Origin of the sequence: Aeromonas sp. 603079 (assembly GCF_049172135.1) — a bacterium.
Taxonomy (GTDB): Bacteria; Pseudomonadota; Gammaproteobacteria; order Enterobacterales; family Aeromonadaceae; genus Aeromonas; species Aeromonas veronii.
Map to the genome: position 1 here is coordinate 109,243 of NZ_JAAKPX010000014.1, position 24,649 is coordinate 133,891.

At 60.6% G+C, this 24,649-nt stretch carries 21 protein-coding genes and 2 tRNA genes; 12 read left to right on the forward strand and 11 right to left on the reverse strand.

Annotated features, from left to right (window positions below):
- Positions 1–223 precede the first annotated feature (223 nt).
- Positions 224–847, forward strand: coding sequence for an outer membrane beta-barrel protein (locus tag G5287_RS12320; protein WP_421231374.1), 624 nt, complete (start codon positions 224–226; stop codon positions 845–847).
- 91 nt (positions 848–938) lie between these two features.
- Here the strand turns inward: G5287_RS12320 and G5287_RS12325 are convergent, their stop codons facing one another.
- Positions 939–1,862 carry a GGDEF domain-containing protein gene (locus G5287_RS12325; RefSeq protein WP_421231365.1) on the reverse strand — a complete coding sequence of 308 codons (924 nt, stop codon included), beginning with the start codon at positions 1,860–1,862 and terminating at the stop codon, positions 939–941.
- 504 nt (positions 1,863–2,366) lie between these two features.
- On the opposite strand from G5287_RS12325, the gene amt reads away from it, so the two are divergent.
- Entirely contained in the window at positions 2,367–3,794 is a 1,428-nt protein-coding gene (gene amt, locus G5287_RS12330; protein WP_421231366.1) for an ammonium transporter, read from the forward strand.
- Between the two features lie 82 nt (positions 3,795–3,876).
- Here the strand turns inward: amt and G5287_RS12335 are convergent, their stop codons facing one another.
- The 9 genes from G5287_RS12335 to G5287_RS12375 form a co-directional block, all read right to left on the reverse strand.
- Positions 3,877–4,344 (reverse strand): glycine zipper 2TM domain-containing protein, encoded by a 468-nt coding sequence (locus G5287_RS12335; protein WP_421205526.1) that lies wholly within the window; start codon positions 4,342–4,344, stop codon positions 3,877–3,879.
- 119 nt (positions 4,345–4,463) lie between these two features.
- On the reverse strand, positions 4,464–4,940 hold the full coding sequence (locus G5287_RS12340; RefSeq protein ID WP_139405189.1) for a GNAT family N-acetyltransferase: 477 nt from the start codon (positions 4,938–4,940) through the stop codon (positions 4,464–4,466).
- 112 nt (positions 4,941–5,052) lie between these two features.
- Positions 5,053–5,457, reverse strand: a complete 405-nt coding sequence (locus tag G5287_RS12345) for a nitrous oxide-stimulated promoter family protein (RefSeq protein ID WP_139405190.1) — start codon at positions 5,455–5,457, stop codon at positions 5,053–5,055.
- Between the two features lie 88 nt (positions 5,458–5,545).
- Positions 5,546–7,348 carry an aminopeptidase P family protein gene (locus G5287_RS12350; protein WP_421231367.1) on the reverse strand — a complete coding sequence of 601 codons (1,803 nt, stop codon included), beginning with the start codon at positions 7,346–7,348 and terminating at the stop codon, positions 5,546–5,548.
- A gap of 33 nt (positions 7,349–7,381) precedes the next feature.
- The gene (locus tag G5287_RS12355) at positions 7,382–8,047 is read right to left on the reverse strand and encodes a GntR family transcriptional regulator (protein ID WP_005340138.1); all 666 of its coding nucleotides are present in this window, start codon (positions 8,045–8,047) and stop codon (positions 7,382–7,384) included.
- A gap of 192 nt (positions 8,048–8,239) precedes the next feature.
- Positions 8,240–9,865 carry a phosphoenolpyruvate carboxykinase (ATP) gene (gene pckA / locus G5287_RS12360; RefSeq protein WP_421231368.1) on the reverse strand — a complete coding sequence of 542 codons (1,626 nt, stop codon included), beginning with the start codon at positions 9,863–9,865 and terminating at the stop codon, positions 8,240–8,242.
- A gap of 149 nt (positions 9,866–10,014) precedes the next feature.
- Positions 10,015–10,899: an Hsp33 family molecular chaperone HslO gene (gene hslO / locus G5287_RS12365; RefSeq protein WP_421231375.1), complete on the reverse strand. Its 885-nt coding sequence runs from the start codon at positions 10,897–10,899 to the stop codon at positions 10,015–10,017.
- A 78-nt stretch (positions 10,900–10,977) separates the two neighbouring features.
- Entirely contained in the window at positions 10,978–11,376 is a 399-nt protein-coding gene (gene hslR, locus G5287_RS12370; RefSeq protein WP_033113739.1) for a ribosome-associated heat shock protein Hsp15, read from the reverse strand.
- Positions 11,377–11,628: 252 nt separating this feature from the next.
- Complete coding sequence (locus G5287_RS12375; RefSeq protein WP_033113750.1) at positions 11,629–12,006, reverse strand: hypothetical protein; 378 nt, start codon at positions 12,004–12,006, stop codon at positions 11,629–11,631.
- 185 nt (positions 12,007–12,191) lie between these two features.
- On the opposite strand from G5287_RS12375, the gene G5287_RS12380 reads away from it, so the two are divergent.
- Together G5287_RS12380 and ydiK are read left to right on the forward strand one after the other, a co-directional pair.
- A complete protein-coding gene (locus tag G5287_RS12380; RefSeq protein WP_421231369.1) occupies positions 12,192–13,571 on the forward strand; it encodes a phosphatase PAP2 family protein in 1,380 nt (459 codons plus the stop codon).
- On the forward strand, positions 13,568–14,659 hold the full coding sequence (gene ydiK / locus G5287_RS12385) for an AI-2E family transporter YdiK (protein WP_421231370.1): 1,092 nt from the start codon (positions 13,568–13,570) through the stop codon (positions 14,657–14,659). The genes G5287_RS12380 and ydiK overlap by 4 nt, the downstream gene beginning before the upstream one ends.
- Before the next feature lie 104 nt (positions 14,660–14,763).
- Here the strand turns inward: ydiK and mutS are convergent, their stop codons facing one another.
- Positions 14,764–17,355: a DNA mismatch repair protein MutS gene (gene mutS / locus G5287_RS12390; RefSeq protein ID WP_421231371.1), complete on the reverse strand. Its 2,592-nt coding sequence runs from the start codon at positions 17,353–17,355 to the stop codon at positions 14,764–14,766.
- Positions 17,356–17,605: 250 nt separating this feature from the next.
- On the opposite strand from mutS, the gene pncC reads away from it, so the two are divergent.
- From pncC to G5287_RS12430, 8 genes are all read left to right on the forward strand, one after another.
- Positions 17,606–18,097, forward strand: a complete 492-nt coding sequence (gene pncC, locus G5287_RS12395; protein ID WP_064338870.1) for a nicotinamide-nucleotide amidase — start codon at positions 17,606–17,608, stop codon at positions 18,095–18,097.
- An 80-nt stretch (positions 18,098–18,177) separates the two neighbouring features.
- The gene (gene recA, locus G5287_RS12400; RefSeq protein ID WP_005348744.1) at positions 18,178–19,242 is read left to right on the forward strand and encodes a recombinase RecA; all 1,065 of its coding nucleotides are present in this window, start codon (positions 18,178–18,180) and stop codon (positions 19,240–19,242) included.
- 44 nt (positions 19,243–19,286) lie between these two features.
- Positions 19,287–19,796, forward strand: coding sequence for a regulatory protein RecX (locus tag G5287_RS12405; RefSeq protein ID WP_201910943.1), 510 nt, complete (start codon positions 19,287–19,289; stop codon positions 19,794–19,796).
- Positions 19,797–20,091: 295 nt separating this feature from the next.
- Positions 20,092–22,716 (forward strand): alanine--tRNA ligase, encoded by a 2,625-nt coding sequence (alaS, locus tag G5287_RS12410; protein WP_040068996.1) that lies wholly within the window; start codon positions 20,092–20,094, stop codon positions 22,714–22,716.
- A 16-nt stretch (positions 22,717–22,732) separates the two neighbouring features.
- Positions 22,733–23,971 (forward strand): aspartate kinase, encoded by a 1,239-nt coding sequence (locus tag G5287_RS12415; RefSeq protein WP_005336054.1) that lies wholly within the window; start codon positions 22,733–22,735, stop codon positions 23,969–23,971.
- A gap of 103 nt (positions 23,972–24,074) precedes the next feature.
- Positions 24,075–24,263, forward strand: coding sequence for a carbon storage regulator CsrA (gene csrA, locus G5287_RS12420; protein WP_005336053.1), 189 nt, complete (start codon positions 24,075–24,077; stop codon positions 24,261–24,263).
- A gap of 213 nt (positions 24,264–24,476) precedes the next feature.
- Positions 24,477–24,569 (forward strand) — tRNA-Ser (locus G5287_RS12425).
- A gap of 3 nt (positions 24,570–24,572) precedes the next feature.
- Positions 24,573–24,649 (forward strand) — tRNA-Arg (locus G5287_RS12430).

The window sequence follows — 24,649 nt, forward strand, 5'->3', positions numbered from 1 at the left end:
TAACGGGCTCCGATGACCCGATTTGGCGCCAGCATACGTGGCAGAGGTTAACCGTCGATGAATGGTGGCGGGGAGTACGGCAAGGCCACAATGGTACTGCTTTGCCGCGCCATCGATGAGTGTGATCCCCCCCATGAAAGTGAACCGGTACAGCTGCCATTTAGGATGAGCGCAGGATGCCTCTGGTATGCTTTCTGCACAATCACACAGGGAGCAGGGGATGATGAAGAGAGCCGGGATAGCGATGATGGGGTTGTTGCTGCCACTCGGGCAGGTCTGGAGTAGTGAGGCAGCAACCACATCCGGTTGGCAGGTGACGCCGTTTTTCGGCTACAGCTCAGCCATCGACTTCGAGAAGAGTGACGAGGTGGTGCAGCCGGTCTCGCGCTCGGCCTCGCTCGATTCACTGCAGGGGCAGGGCTCCGGCAGTTGGGGTCTCTTTATCAGCAAGGAGGTGGATGATCCGGGCATGATCGAGCTGCTCTACAGCCATCAGTCCACCACCCTCTCTCCCGACCAGCCGGATCGCCTGACGGTGGACATCCTGCACTTTGCCGGTGCTCTGACCCTCTCTGACAACCTGATGGCGCCCTATATCGGCGCCGGGATCGGGGTGACCCGCTTTGCCGCTTACGACAGCGAGGTGACCCCTTCCATGTCGCTGGCGCTCGGGGTGCAACCGCGCCTCGCCGAGCATCTGGCGCTGCGGGCCGAGGTGCGCGGTTATGGCTCGCTGATTAACGACAACAACCAGTTTCTCTGCAACCCGGAGCAGTGCGTGTTCAAGGTACGCGGGGAGCTGGTGACCCAGTGGCAGGCCAATATCGGTCTTACCTTCCGCTTTTAGGTGGGGGGATTTCCCCCCATAAAACAGGGGCCCCTGGGCCCCTGTTTCAGCAGCAATGTTTCGCCGTGATCGCCAATCAACCTGCAGATCTTCATACCTCCTTGTTAATCGGCATCGCCCATACCGCGCAGTTTCTGCCCGCCTCCTTGGCGCCATAAAGCGCCTGATCCACCCGTTTGAACAGCGAGACTGCCGGCTCCTTGGGCTCGCGGATCCCCACTCCCAGGCTGACCGTCATGGTATGGGCCGGGTCGGGTGCTATGGTGCGGGTCGCAGTGAGCAGGGTGTTGGCCAGTTGCTGCAGCTCGGCTTCGTGGGCGACGGGCAGCAGCAGGGCAAACTCTTCACCCCCGACACGGGCCGCCAGCGCACCGGGTGGGCAGTGCTGTTGCAACAGCTCGCCAAACTGCTGCAACACACGATCCCCGATATCGTGGCCGTAGTTGTCATTGATCCGCTTGAAGTGATCGAGATCCAGCAGGATGAGGGCGTGGCAAATCCCTTGTTCCAGAAACAGCTGCTGATGAAAGTAGCGCCGGTTTGGCAGCCGGGTCAGATCGTCGAACAGCGCCTGCTGTCTGAGCTGGGTATTGATGTGGAAGAGGTGGTGCATGGTGCTCAGGATGCCGATGCTGCTGAGCAGGATGCCGCTGGAGCGCAGCAGATCCTCGGCATAGATGGCGAGCCAGAGTGGCTGCGCCACCAGCTCATCCATGATGTCGGCGGTGGCCCCCATGATCCACAGCATCAGACCGCAGGAGAGCATGCGGTAGGTGTGGGTGGGCAGGTGGGCGCACTGCACCACCCAGAACAGGAACAGCATGGTGAGCCAGTTGATCACCTCGAAGCCAAAGCTGACGGCGTAAAAGCGCTCGTAGGGGAAGTGGGGCAGCAGCAACAGATGAAGGGTCATGATGGCCAGCATCAATCCCCCCAGCAACAAGATGTGGGAACGATGCTCCCGATCGAGCTGATGGTAGTGGGAGAGGCTGATATCGAGACGATCAAACTGCATGGTGTTCCTCGGATTGGGCCCGCCATCACGTTGCAAACAAGGCGCTGCGTAATGGTATGCCGTAGTCGGATAACAGAAACGGCTGGTCTGCCAGTGTAAACGAGTTGGCCCGCAGCGCGCGATATCGAGGGCTTCAGCTTGTGGGCTGGTTCAGGATTTGCGCATTTGTGGTGCGCCGGCCATGCCCTGCCCTGTCACAGGGCGGTTCAGTACCGGTTAGCGCAGAGCGTGCGCCATTTTGGTGCGTTAACGATGGCTGAGATAGTTAATTTAATGATTTTTAAGGATTTAAAATTATGGCCCACTTTATGCTTTTTACATGTCAGACGGTCTCTTGCGCTCATCGGCGGCAGACGCAGTGATGAGGAAGTGGCAAGATACATCCCCGTGCCGGGCGCGGGTGTGATTCTGGCGGGTTGCAGCAACACCTTGCGGTTCGCCACAGATTCAATCAGGGAAACGGAGCCGGTCTTGTACCGGTACGACAGGGAAGGAGAGTGCTCTATGGTCAAAAAATGGATGATGGCGGGTCTGACGATGTTGCCTGCCTTGCTGGTTACCCCAAGTTGGGCCGAAGAGGTCGCTCAGGTACAGGCGGCGGTGGCACCGGTTGCCGCCATGACAATCAACAAGGGTGACAACACCTGGATGCTGCTCTCGGCGGCCCTGGTGATCCTGATGTCGATCCCCGGTCTGGCCCTCTTCTACGGTGGTCTGGTGCGGGCCAAGAATATGCTGAGCGTGCTGATGCAGGTCTTTACCCTGTTCTGCCTTATCTGCGTGCTCTGGGTAATTTACGGTTATTCACTGGCCTTTACCGAGGGGGGCAATTTCTACGGCTCCTTCAGCAAGGTGCTGCTCAAGGGGGTGACCCCTGACTCCATCGCCGCCACCTTCAGCAAGGGTGTCGGGATCAGCGAGCTGATCTATGTGGTGTTCCAGGGGGCCTTTGCCGCCATCACCTGCGGCCTTATCGTGGGGGCGTTTGCCGAGCGCATCAAGTTTGCCGCCGTGCTGCTCTTCTCGGTGATCTGGTTCACCTTCGCCTATATCCCGCTGGCTCATATGGTGTGGTATTGGGCGGGTCCGGATGCCTATACCAGCGCCGAAGCCGCAGCAACCGCGACCGCAACTGCCGGGTATCTGTTCCAGCATGGTGCGCTGGACTTTGCTGGCGGCACCGTGGTGCACATCAACGCCGCCGTGGCGGGTCTGGTGGGGGCCTATCTGGTGGGCAAGCGTCTGGGCTACGGTCGTGATCCCATGACCCCCCACAGCCTGACCATGACCATGATCGGCGCCTCCCTGCTCTGGTTCGGCTGGTTCGGTTTCAACGCGGGCTCCGCGCTGGAAGCCAACGGGGTGGCTGCGCTCGCCTTTATCAACACCTGGGTGGCACCGGCTGCGGCAGCTCTGTCATGGACGTTGGCCGAGTGGGTGATGAAGGGGCGTCCCTCCCTGCTGGGTGCGGCGTCCGGAGCGGTGTCCGGTCTGGTGATGATCACCCCGGCGGCCGGGTTTGTCGGTGTCGGTGGCGCGCTGGTGATGGGTCTTGTCAGTGGTGTGGCCGGTCTGTGGGGCGTCCACGGTCTCAAGCGTCTGCTGGGGGCCGATGACAGCCTGGATGTCTTCGGTCTGCACGGGGTGTGCGGCATTCTCGGCGCCCTGCTGACCGGCGTCTTTGCCAGCCCGGATCTGGGCGGCACCGGGGTGTGGGACTATGTCACCAATCAGGTTGCCGATGGCTACTCCATTCTGACTCAGGTGAAGATCCAGGCCATCGGGGTCGGTGTCACCCTGTTCTGGTCCGGTGCCGTGGCGGCGATTGCCTTCAAGGCGGTCGACATGCTGGTGGGTCTGCGGGTGAACGGCGATGCCGAGCGGGAAGGGCTGGATGTGACCACGCACGGCGAGAAGGCTTACAGCATGTAATCCCGAATGCCAGACAACAAAAAACCGCCGGAACCGGCGGTTTTTTTATGACTCTAAAGCTGCAAAGCCTGAGTTCACACGCTTAGTTCACGACGGCCACGTTGATGCTGCCATTGCCCTGGGTCATGCGCACGCGAGCACCCGGGGTGAAGGTGGGGCTGGCTTTCTGCACGACCACGATGGCTTCGCCGTTCTCTTTCTTGATCTCCAGCTCGACGCCGTCGACCTGGTTGAGTTTGTCGCCAGCGGCCTTGCCGGCTGCCGCGCCGGCAATGGCACCACCTGCTGTGGCGATATCACGGCCGGTGCCGCCGCCTATGGTGCTGCCCAGCAGGCCGCCGACCACGGCGCCGCCAATAGTGCCGAGCAGGGAGTTTTCATCAGCCTGGATCTTCACCGGGCGGGTGGAGATGATGGTGCCATAGCTTACGGTTTGTACCTGTTTGGCACGGTCTTTGGTGTAGACATCGCCAGAGTAGACATCGCTGTTGGCGCAACCGGTGACGGTAGTGGCGGCCAGCAGGGCAATAAGGGTCATACGTTTCAACATGATGGGCCTCCAAGGCTGAATAGAATTCAAACAATCAGTTTGATGAATTGAACTTTACTCCAAGCAAGCGGGACATGAAATCGGCAAAATGTAACCAATTATGCGTTCTGTAACCGGTTTTATCCTTGAATCGCAGCTGTACCGGAGAGGGTTTTAACCAGCACAAGCCGATCCTCGCCGGGGCCGAAGTAGTCGGCGACCTCTTCAACCAGTTGATAGCCAAGACGGTAGTAGAGGCGCTGGGCCGGATTGGCCGGATCGACCGTGAGCCGCAGTTCGCTTATCTGCAGCGCCTGCTGGTTGGCCTCCATCTGGCGCATCATCCGCTCCGCGAGGCCGAAACCGCGCGCCTCGGGCAGCACCGCCAGCGAGAGCACCCAGCCTTGCGACCGCTCCTGACCAAAGCCACCCAGCACATAACCCACCAGTTGCCCCTCGTATTCGGCCACCAGCAACAACTCGGGCCACAAATCCATCGCCTGACGGAAGAAGAAGGCGGGATAGACATCTTCGCCAAACACCTTGGCATCGATCTGCCAGATGGCGTGCATGTCATTGTGGGTGGCGGTGCGTAGCAGGGGCGGGTTGTGGTGCATCAGGACTCCATCGGCAGAAAACGGATCGGCAATGCCGCTGACCTTGGGGCCAACGGCAGAAAAGGAGTCATAGGGTAGTGGTCATCCCCTGCCGGATGCAAGGGATTGGCGGTTATGGCGGCAGCGGTCTGCTGTGGGGCAGTTTGGGAGCCTTGCGCAAGCCGTCGAGCAGGTGGCGAAGGGTGAGCCAGGGGTGGCGCAGCAACATGCGCGGGCCGCTCCACTTCATCACCTGCTGGATCTGTTTGCGCATCGCCGGGGCGTAGCAGTGGATATTGCAGTTGGCGCAGGTGGGTTTGTGGCCGTGGCCATAACGGCAGCGACGCAGGCGCTGATGGGCGAAATCCCGCAACTGGCGACAGTGGCGGCAATGGGGATCCTGATGATGGTGCTGGCAGTAGAGGCGGATCATGGCGCTGACCGTCTGCTGCTCGCGCATGAGTCTGGGATGGTCACTCGCCTTTTTGCTGGCTGCGGCGTGTGAGCCCCGGGCTGGGCTGGCATGATGACTTTTCATGCTCGCCATTCTCCTGACCTGCTCGCTTTGGGTGTTGATACAGGTCAAAAGGGGGGGATAAAAAACAGGGCCCGCAGGCCCTGTGTCATCAGATGAGGCTGGTTGCCTGCTCCAGCCAGGCGAGATCCTCGCCTTCGAGCAGCGGGCTCAGGCGGCGGAACACCTCAACGTGGTATTCGTTGATCCAGCGGAATTCGGCCGGACTCAGCAGGCTGCGGTCGATCAGGCGGGTATCGAACGGCACGTAGGTCAGACGCTCGAAGCCCAGCATCGGCAGCTCGCCAACCTGTTCCAGCTCGGTCACCACTACCAGGTTTTCGCAGCGGATGCCGAAGCCATCTTCACGGTAGTAGCCCGGCTCGTTGGAGAGCACCATGCCCGGTTGCAGGGCAACCATGCTCCCTTTCGGCGCAATGCGCTGGGGCCCTTCGTGGACGCTCAGGAAGTGGCCGACGCCGTGGCCGGTGCCGTGGTCGTAGTTGTAACCGGCTTGCCACAGCGGCATGCGGGCCAGCACGTCGAGCTGGATCCCGGCAGTGCCGCGGGGGAAGCGGGCCTGATCCAGCGCGATATGGCCCTGCAATACGCGGGTAAACATCGCTTTCTGCTCGTCGGTCACCTCACCCACCTTGATGGTGCGGGTGATGTCGGTGGTGCCATCCATATACTGGGCGCCGGAGTCCAGCAGATAGAGGCTGTCCTGACCAAACGCACGGGGGGTGCCATTGGTGTGGTGGTAGTGGCACATGGCGGCGTTGGGGCCGAGCGCGGAGATGGTATCGAAGCTCGGCTCGACGTAGTGCTCCTGCTCGCGGCGGAACGCTTCCACCTGATCGGCCAGGGTGCCTTCATCCACTCCCTCGACCTCGCCGGAGGCGACCAGCCGATCCAGCCAGGCGAGGAAGCGGGTCATGGCCACACCATCACGCAGGTGAGCGGCACGCATACCGGTCAGCTCGATTTCGTTCTTGCACGCTTTCGGCAGCATGGTGGGGTCTTGGCCAGCCACCAGAATGGCACCCGCCTCCTCCATGACGAGCTGGGTCCAGGCGTTGGCGCTGTCCGGATCGGCCAGCACCTTTTGCTGATCTTCACCGATGCGCTGCAGCACATCTTCCAGCTTGTCGACCGGATAGACGGAGACATCCTGACCCACGTGTTGACTGAAGGCGAAGCAGTCGATCTTGTCGGTATCGACGAAGAAATCCATGCTGGTGTTGGCGTAGAGCACCGCAAAACCCAGCACCACCGGCAACCGGTCGATGTCGCGGCCGCGCAGGTTGAGTAGCCAGTTGATGGGCTCGGCCTGGGTCAGCAGCACCGCATCCAACCCGCGCTTGCGCAGGTCGGCCGCCAGCTGTTCACGTTTGGACTGGCTGGACTGGCCCGCCAACTCCTCGCTGTAGAGGATGACCGGGCTCTTGGTCGGCTCCGGGCGATCGCTCCAGTTCAGGTCGATGGGGTTCTGCTCGACGCGGATCAGCTCGATACCGCGGTCGGCCAGCACGGCCTTGGCATTCTTGTACCAGGTCAGGCTGTGCAGGCGGGCATCAAAGCCAACCCGGGAGCCTGACGGCAGCTGCTCTGCCAGCCACTGCACATGGGGATTTTCAATGAGGTGGAGGAATTCGAACAGTTCGGCGGGAGTTTGCATCCGCGCCTGCACCGTATAGCGACCATCGACAAAGAGGGCTGCTCGCTGGGCCATGATGATGGCGACGCCGGCAGAGCCGTTGAAACCGGTGATCCAGTCAAGCCGCTCGGCATAGGCGGGGATGTACTCGCCGAGGTGCTCATCATCGTGGGGGACGATAAATGCGTCCAACTCCTGCATGGCCAGCTCGGCCCTGACTTGGGCGACGCGGGTTTCAATTATCTCGAAATTATTCATGTCGTTAGTGCCAGATGGTTGCTATATGAGTGTTCAGTTTTTATGGCCGCTGGCCAGGATCCGCTTGATCGACTGACCTGCCGCTTCGATATGCTGCCTGAGCAGCACCACCGCCTCGTGCTTGCGCCGGGCGCGGCACAGTTCCAGCAATTGGGCGTGTTCACGCTCCGCCTTGTCCACGCCGTCGCTGGCAAACAGCAGCTCGAAGCGGACATAGCGGTCACAGCTCAGATTGATCTGGGCGATCAGTTCAAGTGCCTGGGGGCGACCGGCTGCCTGATAGAGGGTGGCGTGAAAGCTGTGGTTCAACTCGGCCCAATGTTCGATCTGGGTGCCTGACTCCAGGGCGTGATCAAACTGGGCGAGGATCGCCTCCGCTTGCGCGAAGGTGGCTTCCGTCATCTTGTCGACGGCGTGAAACAGGGTATCGGCTTCCAGCAGCGCTCGCAAATAAAAGAGCTCTTCAATGGCCGAGGCGTCCAGCATGGTGACCACGGCGCCGCGATGGGCTTCGAACTTCACCAGCCCCTGCGCCTCCAGCTGCATCAGGGCTTCCCGCACCGGAATGCGGCTCACCGCCAGCTCTTTGGCAATGGCGTCCTGACGCAAGGGGGCGCCGGCGGGGAACTCCCCACGGAGGATCCGGCCACGGAGGTTTTCCATCACCATCTGGGTTCGGGTCTTGTAGGGTGGGGTCATGGTCGGGTCACGATTGGGCGTTACAAAATTGTATATTGTATAAAGTTTGGCTGAATCTACCCCGTCAGGGCTGGCAAGGCAAGGTTTAGGGGGCTGTTGCTGCGTGGTTGGCGGCGTTCGGGGCTCCACAAAAACAAAAATGCCGGTCAGCGTGGCTGACCGGCATGATGTCACTGATACGAAGCGAGCCTGTTACAGCTGCGGACCTGCAGCAACCAGACGCTTGCCCTCTTCATTGTCGGTGAAGCGCTCGAAGTTCTTGATGAAACGCCCTGCCAGATCGACGGCCTTGGCATCCCACTCGGCCTTGTTGGCGTAAGTGTTGCGCGGGTCGAGGATCGCCGGGTTCACATCGTGCAGCGCGGTCGGGATCTCCAGATTGAAGATCGGCAGCACCTTGGTCTCGGCCTTCTCGATGGAGCCATCCAGGATGGCGTCGATGATGGCGCGGGTATCCTTGATGGAGATGCGCTTGCCGGTGCCATTCCAGCCGGTGTTGACCAGATAGGCTTCTGCACCTGCCGCTTCCATCCGTTTCACCAGCTCCTGGCCGTACTTGGTCGGATGCAGGGAGAGGAAGGCTGCGCCGAAGCAGGAGGAGAAGGTCGGGGTCGGCTCTGTGATGCCGCGCTCGGTACCGGCCAGTTTGGCGGTGAAGCCAGACAGGAAGTGGTACTTGGTCTGCTCCTTGGTCAGCTTGGAGACCGGAGGCAGCACACCGAAGGCGTCGGCAGTCAGGAAGATCACCTTGGTGGCGTGACCTGCCTTGGAGACCGGCTTGACGATGTTGTCGATGTGATAGATGGGGTAGGAGACGCGGGTGTTCTCGGTCTTGGAGCCATCATCGAAGTCGATGGTGCCATCGGCAGCAACGGTCACGTTCTCCAGCAGCGCATCGCGGCGGATGGCGTGGTAGATATCCGGCTCGGCCTCTTCGGAGAGCTTGATGGTCTTGGCGTAGCAGCCACCTTCGAAGTTGAACACGCCGTGGTCATCCCAGCCGTGCTCGTCATCGCCGATCAGCTGACGCTTGGGATCGGTGGAGAGGGTGGTCTTGCCGGTGCCGGAGAGGCCGAAGAAGATGGCGACGTCGCCGTCCTGACCCACGTTGGCGGAGCAGTGCATGGAGGCAATGCCGCGCAGGGGCAGGAAGTAGTTCATCATGGAGAACATGCCCTTCTTCATCTCGCCACCGTACCAGGTGCCACCGATGAGCTGCATCTTCTCGGTCATGTTGAAGGCAACAAAGTTCTCGGAGTTGAGACCCTGCTCCTTCCAGTTCGGGTTGGTGCACTTGGCACCGTTCATCACCACGAAGTCAGGCTTGAAGGTTTTCAGCTCTTCATCGCTCGGACGGATGAACATGTTTTTCACGAAGTGTGCCTGCCAGGCCACCTCGGTGATGATGCGCACGGCCAGGCGGGTATCCGGGTTGGCACCGCAGAAACCGTCGACCACAAACAGGCGCTTGCCGGAGAGCTGTTTGGTGACCAGCCCTTTCAGATGTGACCACACTTCCGGGGTAATCGCTTTGTTATCGTTTTTACCCTGGTCAGACCACCACACAGTATCCTGGGTAGTGGCATCTTTGACGATATATTTATCTTTCGGAGAGCGGCCGGTGAAGATACCGGTGTTGACGTTGACGGCGCCCAGTTCGGTGACGACGCCGCGCTCGAACCCTTCCAGGTCAGGGCGAGTCTCTTCCGCGAAAAGCTGCTCGTACGAGGGGTTGCGAACGATTTCCTGGCTGTTTTTGATGCCGTACTGGTCCAGTCCTAATTGTTGGGCCAGGGTGGGTTCTGCCACGATTGTCATTGTATTCTCCTGGGTTCAGAGGTTTGTAGGGTTCTATCTGACGTTCATCCTATCACTTAGGTGGTAGAGTTTAGCGATCGCCATCAAACTTTATAAAATAGGGTGTTTTTTTGTTATTAAAGTTAAAGGCGGGTTTTGCCCGCCTTTAATTAGTGTAACTTGTTTGCATCATTGCCGGGAGCCCTGCTGAACAGGGTTTCGACATCGATCCCATTAAATTGGTACTGGGCGCCGCAATAATCACAGTGCATGTCGATCTTGCCGAGCTCCTGCACCATATCCATCACCTCTTCCTTTTCTATCTGCAGCAGGGCCCCTTCGCAGCGCTCGCGGGAGCAGGTGCAGCGGAACTCGACCGCCTGCGGATCGAACACCCGTACCTTGTCCTGATGGTAGAGACGGTAGAGGATCTCTTCCGCTTCCAGACCGAACAGCTCTTCATCCTTGATGGTGCTGGTGAGCTGGGTCAGGTGCTCGAAGTCGTTGCTGTGATCCTCGCTTTGGGCGGGCAGCTCCTGCAGCATGATGCCGGCGGCGCGCGGTTCGCCCTCGTGGTAACCGGTGCGGATCCACAGCTTGGTCGCCAGCTGCTCGGACTGGGCAAAGTAGTGCTCCAGACAGCCAGCCAGGGTGTCGGCGTCCAGCGCGATGATGCCCTGATAGCGTTCGCCCTGATCCGGGGTGATGGTGATGACCAGCTGGCCGTTGCCGATCAGGCTCTGCAGCTTGTTGTCGCTCGGCAGTTCGCCTTCAACGCGGGCCACGCCGCGCAGCTGCTGGTTGTGGTCGCCATTGATGACGGCCAGACGCACCGGGCCATCGCCCTGCAGCTGAACGGTGATGGAACCTTCAAACTTGAGGGTGGCGGTCAGCAGGCTGGTGGCGACCAGCAGCTCGCCCAGCAGTTTTTGCACCTGCACCGGGTAGTTCTGGGCTTCCACCACATGGCGGTAGGTGTGATCCAGCTGGACCAGCTCGCCACGTACTTCGTACTCTTCAAACAGATAGCGATACAGCAGATCTTGGTTGCTCATCATATGTTCCTGGGTTCTTCGGTGAGGTAAATCGGGCGGGCTGGGGTTGAGGCCAGCCCGGTATCAAATCGGGGTCGGTCAGTACTGTTTGACCTTGAGCAGCTGGCGCCGCTCCTGCTTGTCGGGGCGACGCTCCGGGCTCGGCGCAAACTGGCTGTTGAAGCGGCGCGCTTCGCTGTTTTCAGCCCGCTTTTTCAGGCTTTCGGCAGTCTCTTCATAGAGCTGCTGGGCGAGCGGTGCCGATTTGCGCTGATCGCTGATGGCCAGCACCCGCACTTCCCGCTCATCCTGCCCCTGCCAGAAGCGGATCAGCGCACCCACTTCCACCTGTTTGCCCGGTTTGCTGCGCTGACCATTGTAGTGCACCTTGCCACCGTCAATCTGATCCCGTGCCAGCGAGCGGGTCTTGTAGAAACGGGCCGCCCACAACCACTTGTCGAGACGAACCTCAAGGGCGCTTTCCGGATGATTGGCCATGAACCGGCTCCATAACGGGGAAAAGGGGTGGTCGATTATACCAGAGGCGGGCCGCTGGATAGAAACCGGCCGGCAGCGAAGGCGTGCCCCGCTGTTGTCCTGACCACGCAACATATGGGCAGTTTGCTGATTAACAAGGGAAAAGCGGGGGATCTGGCCGTAAGGGGTAGATTGCCTGCCATATGTTGCATAAAAGATGTCGCCCCTCGCGGGGCGCCATCGTTCAGTGCAATTGGCCGGTCAGGTCGGTGATCAGAAGCGATCCTGCGGTTCGACTTTCTTCTCCTCCTTGCCTTCGCTGTGGGCGATGGCGGTGCGGATCAGGTCAACCCCGGCACGGATAATCAGCACCCCCATGTTGACCAGCTTGACGCAGACCCACATGAAGGTGATGAGCAGGATCAGCTTGAGCACGGTCTGGAAGGCTTCCAGGAAGTTCTGCTCCAGCTGGGCGGTGAGGCCGTTGGCGCTGGTCATCAGCCAGGTGTAGACCTCGCGCACGAACGGGATGCGGCTTGGCATCTCCAGTACGTCCAGTGCCGCAGGCAGGGCCTGAAAGATGACGATGCTGCCGAACAGGATCAGGATGACACCGATGGCGATGCCGAGGAAAAAGCCGAACTGTCTCATGGAGGGCTCCAGCGGTTGCTGCATGACATTGAAGATAGCCGCCAATAGTAGGGAGTGCCCTCGCTCATCGCAATCTTCCCGGTGCGGCCATCATGGCCGGATCAGCGCTGAACAGGCTGCCAGCATTGCCCAACTATCTGATTTCTGGGAGGCTTGTCGCCATTGTGCATAGGGAAAGCAAATTGATGTCGAGAACCCTCTTTTTACTGTTGCTGGCGCTGTTTACCGCTCTGCCAGCTCTGAGCGCCGAACCGACGGCGGCAGTCTGCGCCATCCGCCATCAGGATCAATTGCTGCTGGTGCAGGATCGCATCTCCTCCCGCTACAGCCTGAGCGGCGGCTACATAGATGGCGATGAGCGCCCCGAACAGGCGGCGCTGCGCGAGCTGTATGAAGAGACCGGCCTGCGCGGCGAAGTCGTCGCGGATCTTGGCCGCTGGCAGAAAGCGCAGGTCTTTGCCTGCCGCACTCTGGAGCCTATCGTCGCCCAGCAAGATTCCGATTTTGTCTCGCTGCTGCAGGCCCCCAATCTGGGCGGGGAGATCCTCAACGCCCGCTTGATCGCGGTGGACAAGCTGCCCCGCGCACAGCGCCGCTTCCCGGATCAGCTCGACTGGCTGCAAGCCCGGCTTGGCGAGCTGCCCGAGAGCGAGGTGCACTGGCAGGCCGATTTCGTGGCGCAGGGCAATGCGCTGCATCAGGCCGAGATCCCGCTGATGATGCGCCTGCAACAGTGGCTGGGGCCCGATGTCTGGTGGCTGTCGGTCAGTAATCTGTTTGGTTCAGGCGGCTTTCAGCTTGCCCTGATACCTTTGCTGCTCCCGCTGCTGGGGTGGCCACGGCTGCGCCAGCTGCTCTTTGCCATGCTCTGGCTCGGGCTGTTGGTGCAGGCGAGCAAGGAGGGGATCGGCTGGCCGCGCCCCTTCCATCTGCAACCTGAACTGGCGACTCACAGTGCCCAGGGCTTTGGCATGCCGAGCGGTCACACCGCCTCGGCCCTGCTGTTCTGGGGCGCGCTGCTTGGCTGGCTCTGGCCTGCCCGGCGCGGGCTGGCCTACTCGCTGGCGCTGCTGCTGGCCCTTACCACCGGTCTGGCGCGGGTCTGGCTTGGGGCACACTTTATCTCTGACGTAGTGGCGGGGCTGCTGATGGGCGCCATACTGCTGGCTGCTCGTCCCTGCTGGCGTACGGATGGGCTTGTGGCAGGCTGGTTGCTGCTGATTGCCGCGGCGTTGGCGCTCGGGGGAATGACCCAATCGGCCCATCTGACCGGTATCGGGCTGGTAGCGCTGGGCCTCTGGCTCGGGGGAAAGGCTGCCCTCGTTCGTGCTGGTTATCCCCCGCTGCTTACAGGGGGCGTCGTGCTGGCGGGCGGCTTGCTGATCGGTGCCGGCCTGTGGCTGTTGCCGCTGCTAACCAGTAGCTCGTTGATCATACTGCTCGGACAGTTTGTGCTCTTTTTCGGGCTGGGGCTCTGGTTGAGCGTCGGCCTCTGGTGGATACTCTCTCTCTTGAAACAAGACTCACGACCCAGGGGCGGACGCCCTGCAAGGGGAACTCTATGAATATGAAAAAAGTGGATTTGGCCAAGATAACCTTGGGGGTGCTGTTTCTCAGCCTCCTGATCATCTCCTGCTTTATGGTGCTGCGCCCCTTCCTGCCCGCACTGGTGTGGGCCACCATGATCACCATCGCTACCTGGCCACTGATGTTGATGGTGCAGCGGTTGCTGTGGGGCAAGCGTGCGCTGGCCGCTCTCTTTATGAGCCTGGTGCTATTGCTGATGTTTGTCATTCCGCTCTTTATGACACTGGCCAATGTGGCGGAGAAAGCCCCCATGCTGATCGAACTGGGGACCCATATCAGCCAGTCGCCGCCGCCCGAGCTGCTCTGGTTGCAGCAGATCCCGCTGGTGGGCGGCAAGCTCTACGACTTCTGGCAGCAAATTCTGGCGAGCGGTGGTCAGGTGCTGTTTGCCAAACTGGCGCCCTACTTCGGCCAGACGGCGCGCTGGCTGGCTGCTCAGGCCGGTAATCTGGGCATGCTGCTGGTCCACTTCCTGCTGACGGTCGGTATCTGTGGTCTGCTCTATCACTCCGGTGAAGTGGTGGCGACCGGCATTCGCCGCTTTGCCCACCGGCTGGCCGGGGATCGCGGTGACAATGCGACCGTGCTGGCTTCCCAGGCGATCCGCGCCGTGGCCATGGGGGTGGTGGTTACTGCGCTGGTGCAATCCTCGGTGGCCGGGGTGGGGCTGTGGATCGCTGGCATCCCCTACACCATGGTTCTGGTGGTGGTAATGTTCCTGCTCATCGTCGCCCAGATAGGTCCCTTTCCGGTGCTGATCTCCTGTGTCGGTTATCTCTACTGGAGCGGTGATACTACCTGGGGCACCTTCCTGCTGGTCTGGTCGCTGATCGCCGGCACAATGGACAACTTCCTGCGTCCCTTCCTGATCAAACGCGGTGCCAATCTGCCCCTCATTCTCATTCTGGTGGGGGTTATCGGCGGCCTGCTGGCGATGGGGATCATCGGTCTGTTTATCGGCCCCGTGGTGCTGGCTGTGGCTTATACCTTGCTGGATGCCTGGATCAAGGAGGGTGACCACCAGTCAGAGGCGACCCATATCGCGGCAGCGCCCAGTATAGATTGACGGTTCTATAAAAAGACGATGCAAAGAGCCGCCCGATGGGCGGCTCTTTTGTTGATGATGACAGCGTCAGGCCAGTTGTTTCATACCTGAGCCGCAGCGGTTGTTCACAGCATCTGCTTGAGGCGATAGAGCAGGTCCAGTGCCTGGCGCGGGGTGAGCTCGTCCGGGCGCAGCGCTTCCAGCTCTTCCACCACCGGATGAGGCTGCGGGGCGAGGGTCACCGGAGCCGGGCGGCTTTCACCGGCGGCGACCGGGGTGGCGCTCTCCAGCTCATGCAGTTTGTGACGGGCCTGCTGGATCACCGATTTCGGCACCCCGGCCAACGCTGCCACTTGCAGACCGTAGGAGCGGCTGGCCGCCCCTTCCTGCACCGCGTGCATAAAGGCAATGGTGTCGCCGTGCTCCACCGCATCGAGGTGGACGTTGGCCAACCCGCTCATCAGCTCGGGCAGACGGGTCAGCTCGAAGTAGTGGGTGGCGAACAGGGTGTAGGCGCCAATCTTGCTCGCCAGCTGTTCGGCACAGGCCCACGCCAGCGAGAGGCCGTCGTAGGTGCTGGTGCCGCGGCCAATCTCGTCCATCAGCACCAGACTGCGGGCGGTGGCGTTGTTGAGGATATTGGCGGTCTCGGTCATCTCCACCATAAAGGTGGATCGGCCGGAGGCGAGATCGTCCGACGCTCCGATGCGGGTAAAGATGCGGTCGATGGGGCCGATGCGGGCGCTGTCGGCGGGGACGAAGGCACCGATGTGGGCCAGCAGCACGATCAGCGCGGTCTGGCGCATATAGGTGGATTTACCGCCCATGTTGGGACCTGTGATGATCAGCATCCGCCGCTCCCGCTCCAGCCGGATGGGGTTGGCGATAAAGGGATCTGTCATCACCTGCTCAACCACCGGATGGCGGCCCGCCTCGATGATGATCTGATTTTCGTCGATGAGGGTCGGGCAGCGGTAGTCGAGGGTCTCGGCCCGCTCGGCCAGGTTGGCCAGCACGTCCAGCTCCGCCAGTGCGGCGGCGGAATCCTGCAGATCGCCGAGGTGGGGCAGCAGGGCATCGAGCAGCTCTTCGTAGAGCCGTTTCTCCAGCGCCAGCGCCTGGGACTGGGCGGTGAGCACCTTGTCCTCGTACTTCTTCAGCTCATCGATGATGTAGCGTTCGTTGTTCTTGAGGGTCTGGCGGCGGATGTAGTGGGCCGGCACCAGATGGCTGTTGGCGCGGCTCACCTCGATATAGAAGCCGTGCACCTTGTTGTAACCCACCTTGAGGGTGTTGATGCCGGTCAGCAGCTTCTCCCGCTCCTCGATGCGGGCGAGGCTGGCGGTAGCGCCGTTGGCAAGATCCCGCAGCTCGTCCAGCTCCTGATTGAAGCCGTCACGGATAACACCGCCATCGCGGATCAGCACCGGCGGCACCTCCATCACCGCGCGTTCCAGCAGGTCGAGCAGCTCGGGGAAGGTGCTGGCCCGCTCGGCCAGCTGTTGCACCGCTTCGTGTTCGTTGTCCGCCAGCAGGCGCTGTAGCTCGGGCAGCTGGGCAAAAGCCTGCCGCAGCCGGGTGAGGTCGCGCGGGCGGGCCGAGCGCAGGGCGAGACGGGCCAGTACCCGTTCTACATCGCCGACTTGGCGAAGCAGACCGCCCAGCTCGTCGTAGAGGTTCTGCTCGATAAGCGTATGGATGGTGCTCTGGCGACCTTTCAGGATCACCCGATCGCGGATCGGCTGGTGGATCCAGCGCTTGAGCAGCCGGCTGCCCATGGGAGTGGCGGTGCGATCCAGCACCTCGGCCAGGGTATTTTCATAGCCACCGGCCAGATTCTGGGTCAGCTCCAGATTGCGGCGGGTGGCGGCATCCATGATGACCGCATGATCCGGCTGTTCAAGGCGTACGTTGCGGATGTGGGGCAGGGCGGTGCGCTGGGTATCCTTGACGTACTGCATCAGGCAGCCAGCGGCGCACAGGGCGGTCTCGCTTTTGTCGACGCCAAATCCCACCAGATCCTGGGTGCCGAACTGCTGGCAGAGCAGCTTGCGTGCGGTGCCCAGCTCAAACTCCCACTCCGGGCGACGACGCAGGCCGCGGCGACCCTCGATATGGTGCAGGAACTCGAAGGATTCCGGGTAGAGCAGCTCGGCCGGATTGGTGCGCTGCAGCTCAGCCAGCAGGGTCTCTTCTTTCTCGAACTGGTTGATGAAGAAGCGGCCGGAGCCGATGTCCATGGTGCCATAGCCGAAGCGGCGGCCATCGTGATAGACGGCGGCGATCAGGTTGTCCTGTCGCTCGCTGAGCAAAGCCTCGTCGGAGACGGTCCCCGGGGTGATGATGCGAATAACCTTGCGTTCCACCGGCCCCTTGCTGGTGGCGGGATCCCCCACCTGTTCGCAGATGGCGGCCGACTCGCCGAGCTGTACCAGCTTGGCCAGATAACCCTCGATGGCGTGATAGGGCACCCCCGCCATCGGGATGGGGCTGCCCGCCGACTGGCCACGTTTGGTCAGGGAGATATCGAGCAGTTGGGAGGCCTTGCGGGCATCGTCATAGAACAGCTCGTAGAAGTCGCCCATCCGGTAGAACAGCAGGATCTCCGGGTTCTCGGCCTTGAGGCCAAGGTACTGCTGCATCATGGGCGTGTGGGCGCTCAGATTGGCGCCGGGAGCGGAGCTTGTGGCGCCGCTGGCTTGGTGTTGTGCGGTCATGTTCTGTTCCAGAAGGGGCCTCTGCGGGCCAGTGTCTGCGGTGATGAGCCTTGAGCTTGATGACGCCATTCTACACATAAGCGCCGCGGCGGGGGAGCGGGTGTTCCGGGCGCAGCTGCTCTGCGCTATTGAAGGCATGACGCCGGTGCGGCACCTCACATTGCGGCAGGCAAGGGCGGTCTGCCGTGGTTGCGGGCGGCGCTAGCGGGATCGCATAATGTGCCTCTTGAGCGGATCAGAAGGAGTCGTGATGAAACTGGATGCAGAGATAGAGCACCTTGCCATCGAGCTGGGACGGGCCCTCGGTCAGCGGGGCTGGCTGGCTGCGACCGCCGAATCCTGTACCGGCGGCGGGGTGGCTACGGCTATTACCGACATCGCAGGTAGCTCCGGCTGGTTCGATCGTGGTTTTGTCACCTACACCAACGAGGCCAAGCAGCAGATGTTGGGGGTGAGCAGCGAGAGCCTGGATCAGCACGGTGCAGTGAGCGAGGCTGTGGTGCTGGAGATGGCCCGCGGCGCGCTGGCTCACTCGTCTGCCTCCATCAGCGTTGCTATCAGCGGCATCGCCGGCCCCGGCGGCGCCACCGAGGGCAAGCCGGTCGGCACCGTCTGGTTCGCCTGGGCCGACCGCAACGGTCGTCACCACTCCCTGCTCGCCCGCTTCGACGGGGATCGCCGACAGGTGCGCCAGCAGGCGGTGAGACAGGCCTTGTCGGGTCTGTTGGCCCTGCTCAGATAAATTGGGCTTGATACTGTATGAATAGACAGTATACTTAGCCCAACTTCACTTCTTACTCACGATTTCCAGCGGAGATTGGCATGGATCAGAACAAACAGAAGGCACTGGCGGCTGCGCTGGGTCAGATTGAAAAGCAGTTCGGCAAAGGTTCCATCATGCGTCTGGGCGACAGCAAGACCATGGATATCGAAGCCATCTCCACCGGTTCCCTCTCGCTGGACGTGGCGCTGGGCATTGGCGGTCTGCCGTGTGGCCGTATCGTCGAAATCTACGGCCCGGAATCTTCCGGTAAAACCACACTCACCCTGCAGGTGATCGCGGAAGCCCAGAAGAAGGGCAAAACCTGTGCCTTCGTCGATGCGGAACACGCCCTCGACCCTATCTATGCTGCCAAGCTGGGCGTCAACGTCGACGACTTGCTCATCTCTCAGCCGGATACCGGTGAACAGGCGCTGGAGATCTGCGACATGCTGGTTCGCTCCAATGCGGTTGACGTTATCATCGTCGACTCCGTGGCGGCCCTGACCCCGAAAGCGGAAATCGAAGGGGAGATGGGTGACTCCCACGTTGGTCTGCAGGCCCGTCTGATGTCCCAGGCGCTGCGCAAACTGACCGCCAACATCAAGAACGCCAACTGCCTGTGCATCTTCATCAACCAGATCCGGATGAAGATCGGCGTCATGTTCGGTAGCCCGGAGACCACCACAGGTGGTAACGCGCTCAAGTTCTACGCCTCCGTGCGTCTGGATATCCGTCGTATCGGCGCCATCAAGGAAGGCGACGAAGTGGTCGGTAACGAGACCCGCGTCAAAGTGGTCAAGAACAAGGTGGCCCCGCCCTTCAAGCAGGCTGAATTCCAGATCTTCTACGGTGCCGGTATCTCCAAAGAGGGCGAGCTGGTGGATCTCGGTGTCAAGCACAAGCTGATCGACAAGGCCGGCGCCTGGTACAGCTACAACGGCGAGAAGATCGGTCAGGGCAAGGCCAACGTGATGAAGCTGTTCGCCGAGAACAAGGTGATGGCTGGTGAAGTGGAGGCTCGTCTGCGCGAGCTGCTGCTCTCCGGTGCCGTGCCAGTCGATGACAAGGCTGCACCGGTTGAGGCAGACGAGTTCGATGCCGAAAGCGAACAAGAGTTCGAATAAGGAACAAAGGAAGGCCGGGTAGATACCCGGCCTTGTTATTTATGATGGTTGATGAATCCGTTACCGAACCGGTCGAGCCTGCCGAACCGACCTTTGCCGAGCAGCTGGCCGCTGCCCGTGCTTATGCCATGCGCAGTCTGGCCCGTCGCGAGAGTGCCGAGTCAGAGCTGGCCAACCGGCTGCGCCAGCAGGGCTTCAATGAAGAGGTGATCGAGGCGGTGGTCGACTACTGCCGCGGTTACAACTGGGTCAATGACGAACGTTACGGCGGTATGGCTGTACGGGCCGGTGCCGCCAAGGGCCATGGCCCCATCAAGATCCGTTTCGATCTGCGCCGCAAGGGGCTCGACGATATGCAGATTGATGCCGCATTCGATCAGCCGGAGCTGGACTGGTTCGAACTGGCGTTTGCCCTGCTCGAACGGCGCGCCCGGGTGGCCGATCTGGCCGATTTCAAGCTGCGAATGAAGTGGCTCAAATATCTGCTGGGGCGCGGCTTTACCCAGGATCAGGCACATTACGCTATCTCTGCCCTGCAGGAGCGGGAAGAGTAACGCCACTGCGTGGCAACAGTCGTTTCAGCTCTCCTTTTTGTATGTTTTTCCTGCCGGCTCAGTAGCTTGCGCGCACAATCCCGAAAAAGCAGCCTTTTGTTCATCTCATCTCTCTTTATGCGCTGCTTTTTTGCCTCTCGACAGTGAAAAAAGCCACTGTGAGCAGTGGCGCTCTTTTCTGGCCCGTTTATGTGCGCTTTTTCGCCCGTGGCGGCCCTGTCCGTTTTACTTTACCCCGCAGAAAACTTACATTAATGCGGTTAAAAGTCCGTATTCGAATCAAGCAGGATTTTCCATGTATATGTCCACGTCAGAGATTCGCGCTGCGTTTCTCGAGTATTTCCGTTCCCAGGGGCACCAGGTTGTCTCCTCCAGCTCGCTGGTACCGCATAACGACCCGACCCTGTTGTTTACCAACGCGGGTATGAACCAGTTCAAGGACGTGTTCCTTGGCGCAGACAAGCGTGCCTACAATCGCGCGACGACTTCCCAGCGTTGCGTGCGTGCCGGTGGTAAGCACAACGATCTGGAAAACGTCGGCTATACCGCTCGTCACCACACCTTCTTCGAAATGCTGGGCAACTTCAGCTTCGGCGACTACTTCAAACAGGATGCCATCAAGTTTGCATGGGGTTTCCTGACCGAGGTGCTGCAGCTGCCGAAAGAGCGCCTGCTGGTGACCGTCTACGCGACTGACGATGAAGCTTTCGACATCTGGGAAAAAGAGGTCGGTGTGCCGGCCGATCGCATCGTGCGCATCGGTGACAACAAGGGTGCCCCTTACGCTTCCGACAACTTCTGGGCGATGGGCGATACCGGTCCGTGCGGTCCCTGCACCGAGATCTTCTATGACCACGGCGATCACATCTGGGGTGGCCGTCCCGGCTCGCCGGAAGAGGATGGCGACCGGTTCATCGAGATCTGGAACGTGGTGTTCATGCAGTTCAACCGTCAGGCTGACGGCACCATGGAGCCGCTGCCCCGTCCGTCCGTGGATACCGGCATGGGTCTGGAGCGTATCTCTGCCATCATGCAGGGTGTCCACTCCAACTACGAAATCGACATCTTCCAGGCGCTGATCAAGAAAGCGGCCGAGATTGTCGGCACCACCGATCTGAGCAACCAGTCCCTGCGCGTCATCGCTGACCACATCCGCTCCTGCGCCTTCTTGGTGGCAGATGGCGTGATGCCGTCCAACGAAGGTCGTGGCTATGTGCTGCGTCGCATCATCCGCCGCGCCGTGCGTCACGGTCGCAAGCTGGGCGCGACCGATGTCTTCTTCTACAAACTGGCTGCCGAGCTGGCAGTGCAGATGAAGGATGTCGCTGCCGAGCTGATCGCCCAGCTGCCGCTGGTCGAGCGCGTGCTGCGCATCGAAGAGGAGCAGTTTGTCCGCACCCTGGATCGCGGTCTGCTGCTGCTGGAAGATGCTCTGGCCAACCTGGGCGATGCCAAGGTTATTCCGGGTGAGGTGGTGTTCAAGCTGTATGACACTTACGGCTTCCCGGCCGACCTGACTGCCGACGTGGTGCGCGAGCGCGAGATCGGCATCGACGAAGAGGGCTTCAAGGCCGAGATGGAGAAGCAGCGTGCTCGTGCCAAAGAGGCTTCCAGCTTCGGCGTGAACTACAACGAGATGCTCAAGCTCGACTTCGAGACCCCCTTCACCGGTTACAAGACCCTGACCGAGCGTACCCGCGTGGTTGGTATCTACAAGGGTGTGGAAGAGGTGAGCGGTCTTATCGCCGGTGACGAAGCGGTCATCGTGCTGGAAGAGACCCCCTTCTACGCCGAGTCCGGCGGCCAGATTGGCGACAGCGGTACCCTGAAAGTGGACGACGGCATCTTTGCCGTGACTGATACCCTGAAAGCGGGCAAGGCGATCATCCACAAGGGTTATATGGAGTTGGGCACCCTGGAGAAAGGGGCCGAGGTTGAGGCCGTGGTAGACGCTGACCGTCGTCAGGCCATCGCCCTGAACCACTCCGTGACTCACCTGCTGCACGCAGCTCTGCGTCAGGCTCTGGGCGAGCACGTCACCCAGAAAGGTTCTCTGGTTGGAGCCGAGCGCATGCGTTTCGACTTCTCCCACTTCGAGGGGCTGACCATGGCGACCATTCGCCGGGTCGAGGAGCTGGTCAACAACCAGATCCGCGCCAACCACGAAATCACCACCCAGCTGATGGATCTGGAAGCGGCCAAGTCCGCCGGTGCCATGGCTCTGTTTGGTGAAAAATATGAAGACGACGTGCGCGTGGTGCGCATGGGCGACTACTCCACCGAGCTGTGCGGCGGTACTCACGCCAAGCGTACCGGTGATATCGGCTTCTTCAAGATCATCGCCGAGAGCGGTATTGCTGCTGGCGTGCGCCGTATCGAAGCGGTGACCGGCAAAGCGGCCATCGACTTCATGCATCAGGTTGGCGAGCAGATCGAAGAGGCTGCTGCACTGGTGAAAGGTGACCAGTTCTGCATCGCCGACAAGGTTCGCCAGATGCTGGACAAGGCCAAGATGATGGAGCGCGAGCTGGAGCAGCTTAAGGCCAAGCTGGCCGCTCAGGCTGGTAACGATCTGCTGGGTCAGGTGATCGAGATCAACGGTCAGAAGGTGCTGGTTGCAGCGCTGGAAGGGGCCGATCCGAAATCCCTGCGCGGCATGCTGGACGAGCTGAAGAACCAGATGAAGTCCGGTGTCGTGCTGCTGGCCACCTGTGCCGACGGCAAGGTCAACCTGATCGCGGGCGTCACCAACGACCTGACCGGCAAGGTCAAGGCCGGTGAGCTGGTCAATCTGGTTGCCCAGCAGGTGGGGGGCAAGGGCGGTGGCCGTCCGGACATGGCACAGGCGGGTGGTACCCAGCCTGAGGCGGTGCCGGCAGCGCTGCAATCCGTTCACTCCTGGCTGGAAGAGCGCCTGTAATCGGGCGAGGTGATCTGTGGCACTCTATGTACAGAAGTACGGCGGCACCTCGGTCGGCACACTGGAGCGGATCGAGGCGGTAGCTGAGCGGGTCGAGCAGACCCGCGCCCAGGGACACGACGTGGTGGTGGTTGTCTCCGCCATGTCGGGCGAAACCAACCGGTTGCTGGGCATGGCCCAGCAGCTGGATCCTGATGCCAACCGGCGCGAGATGGATGTACTGGTCTCCACCGGTGAGCAGGTCACCATAGCGCTGCTGGCCATCGCGTTGAACAAACGCGGTTGCCCGGCGGTCTCGATGACTGGCGATCAGGTACGGATTCATACCGATTCCGCCTATGGCAAGGCGCGCATCACCCACATCGACACCGAGCTGGTTCATGCCGAACTGGCTGCGGGCAAGGTGGTGGTGATCGCCGGTTTCCAGGGCCGTGACGAGCATAACGCCATCACGACGCTGGGCCGCGGCGGTTCGGATACCACGGCGGTTGCCGTGGCGGCGGCCATCAAGGCTGATGAGTGCCAGATATTTACCGATGTGGATGGGGTATACACCACGGATCCGCGCATCGAGCCCAAGGCTCGTCGTCTCGACACCATCACCTTCGAGGAGATGCTGGAGATGGCCAGTCTCGGCGCCAAGGTGCTGCAGATCCGCTCGGTGGAGTTTGCGGGCAAGTACCGCGTCCCGCTGCGGGTGCTGTCGAGCTTTATCGATGGAGAGGGAACCTTAATCACATATGGAGGTGATAGGATGGAAGCTCCCCTGGTATCCGGGATCGCTTTTAACCGCAACGAGGCCAGCCTGACCATTCTGGGCGTGCCGGACAGACCAACCGTTGCCGCGCAGATCCTGAATCCGATCAGCGACGCCAACATTGATGTCGACATGATTGTGCAGAACACCCTGGGAGATGGCACCGCCGACTTCACCTTCACGGTGAATCGTGATGACTATCGCCGTGCCCGGGCTCTGTTGGAGGAGACCGCCACCGAACTTGGCGCCTCCTGCGTGCAGGGAAATGGCGAAATTGCCAAGGTTTCCATTGTCGGTGTCGGCATGTGGAACCATCCCGGTGTTGCGCGCACCATGTTCAAGGTATTGGGCGAGGAGGGGATCAACATGCAGTTGATCTCGACCTCTGAAATCAAAATCTCTGTGGTGATTGACGAGAAGTATCTGGAGCTGGCGGTGCGGGCCCTGCACGCGGCTTTCGGGTTGGATCAGGCACCGCAAGAGCAGCCCTTGGGCTAACAATCTCTGATTGATTTAGTTTCAACCATTTACCATATCGGTATCTTTGTTAGATAATGTCGCATATCGATATAAAAACAAAACAGGATACAGGAGCAAGCGAATGCTTATTTTGACTCGTCGTGTTGGGGAAACCCTGATGATTGGTGATGAAGTGACTGTCACCGTACTGGGCGTTAAAGGCAACCAGGTCCGTATCGGTGTTAACGCGCCGAAAGAGGTCTCCGTACACCGCGAAGAGATCTACCAGCGCATCCAGGCCGAGAAAGTTCCGGGCCAACCGGGCTTCTAAGCCACTTTCATGGCTGTGACAAGGCGACACCTCATGTGTCGCCTTTTGTTTTTTCGGCCCCCTGAAATCGCCCTGCAGGGCGCGAAACTGCGGGATAAGTGCCGATATTGTTTGAATATTCCACGCTTTGACCAAATGCTGAGCGAACGCACTTTTTTCTCCAAAAAAGTGTTTGACTAAAAATCCCTGTGAAGTATTATCAGCCCCGCAAACGGAGAGGTGGCCGAGAGGCTGAAGGCGCTCCCCTGCTAAGGGAGTATGCGGCTTATACCCGCATCGGGGGTTCGAATCCCCCCTTCTCCGCCATTTGCGCCCGTAGCTCAGCTGGATAGAGTACCTGGCTACGAACCAGGTGGTCAGAGGTTCGAATCCTCTCGGGCGCACCA

What these genes read in the sequence shown, in the direction of transcription:
- hslR (WP_033113739.1), bottom strand. Translation starts at nt 11,376, where the DNA reads ATGGCCAATCATCCGGAAAGCGCCCTTGAGGTTCGTCTCGACAAGTGG.
- G5287_RS12380 (WP_421231369.1), top strand. Translation starts at nt 12,192, where the DNA reads ATGTCGAGAACCCTCTTTTTACTGTTGCTGGCGCTGTTTACCGCTCTG.
- G5287_RS12350 (WP_421231367.1), bottom strand. Translation starts at nt 7,348, where the DNA reads ATGAATAATTTCGAGATAATTGAAACCCGCGTCGCCCAAGTCAGGGCC.
- alaS (WP_040068996.1), top strand. Translation starts at nt 20,092, where the DNA reads ATGTATATGTCCACGTCAGAGATTCGCGCTGCGTTTCTCGAGTATTTC.
- G5287_RS12405 (WP_201910943.1), top strand. Translation starts at nt 19,287, where the DNA reads ATGGTTGATGAATCCGTTACCGAACCGGTCGAGCCTGCCGAACCGACC.
- G5287_RS12345 (WP_139405190.1), bottom strand. Translation starts at nt 5,457, where the DNA reads ATGAAAAGTCATCATGCCAGCCCAGCCCGGGGCTCACACGCCGCAGCC.
- G5287_RS12375 (WP_033113750.1), bottom strand. Translation starts at nt 12,006, where the DNA reads ATGAGACAGTTCGGCTTTTTCCTCGGCATCGCCATCGGTGTCATCCTG.
- G5287_RS12335 (WP_421205526.1), bottom strand. Translation starts at nt 4,344, where the DNA reads ATGTTGAAACGTATGACCCTTATTGCCCTGCTGGCCGCCACTACCGTC.
- mutS (WP_421231371.1), bottom strand. Translation starts at nt 17,355, where the DNA reads ATGACCGCACAACACCAAGCCAGCGGCGCCACAAGCTCCGCTCCCGGC.
- pckA (WP_421231368.1), bottom strand. Translation starts at nt 9,865, where the DNA reads ATGACAATCGTGGCAGAACCCACCCTGGCCCAACAATTAGGACTGGAC.
- pncC (WP_064338870.1), top strand. Translation starts at nt 17,606, where the DNA reads ATGAAACTGGATGCAGAGATAGAGCACCTTGCCATCGAGCTGGGACGG.
- amt (WP_421231366.1), top strand. Translation starts at nt 2,367, where the DNA reads ATGGTCAAAAAATGGATGATGGCGGGTCTGACGATGTTGCCTGCCTTG.
- G5287_RS12320 (WP_421231374.1), top strand. Translation starts at nt 224, where the DNA reads ATGAAGAGAGCCGGGATAGCGATGATGGGGTTGTTGCTGCCACTCGGG.
- G5287_RS12340 (WP_139405189.1), bottom strand. Translation starts at nt 4,940, where the DNA reads ATGCACCACAACCCGCCCCTGCTACGCACCGCCACCCACAATGACATG.
- G5287_RS12355 (WP_005340138.1), bottom strand. Translation starts at nt 8,047, where the DNA reads ATGACCCCACCCTACAAGACCCGAACCCAGATGGTGATGGAAAACCTC.
- recA (WP_005348744.1), top strand. Translation starts at nt 18,178, where the DNA reads ATGGATCAGAACAAACAGAAGGCACTGGCGGCTGCGCTGGGTCAGATT.
- csrA (WP_005336053.1), top strand. Translation starts at nt 24,075, where the DNA reads ATGCTTATTTTGACTCGTCGTGTTGGGGAAACCCTGATGATTGGTGAT.
- ydiK (WP_421231370.1), top strand. Translation starts at nt 13,568, where the DNA reads ATGAATATGAAAAAAGTGGATTTGGCCAAGATAACCTTGGGGGTGCTG.
- G5287_RS12325 (WP_421231365.1), bottom strand. Translation starts at nt 1,862, where the DNA reads ATGCAGTTTGATCGTCTCGATATCAGCCTCTCCCACTACCATCAGCTC.
- hslO (WP_421231375.1), bottom strand. Translation starts at nt 10,899, where the DNA reads ATGAGCAACCAAGATCTGCTGTATCGCTATCTGTTTGAAGAGTACGAA.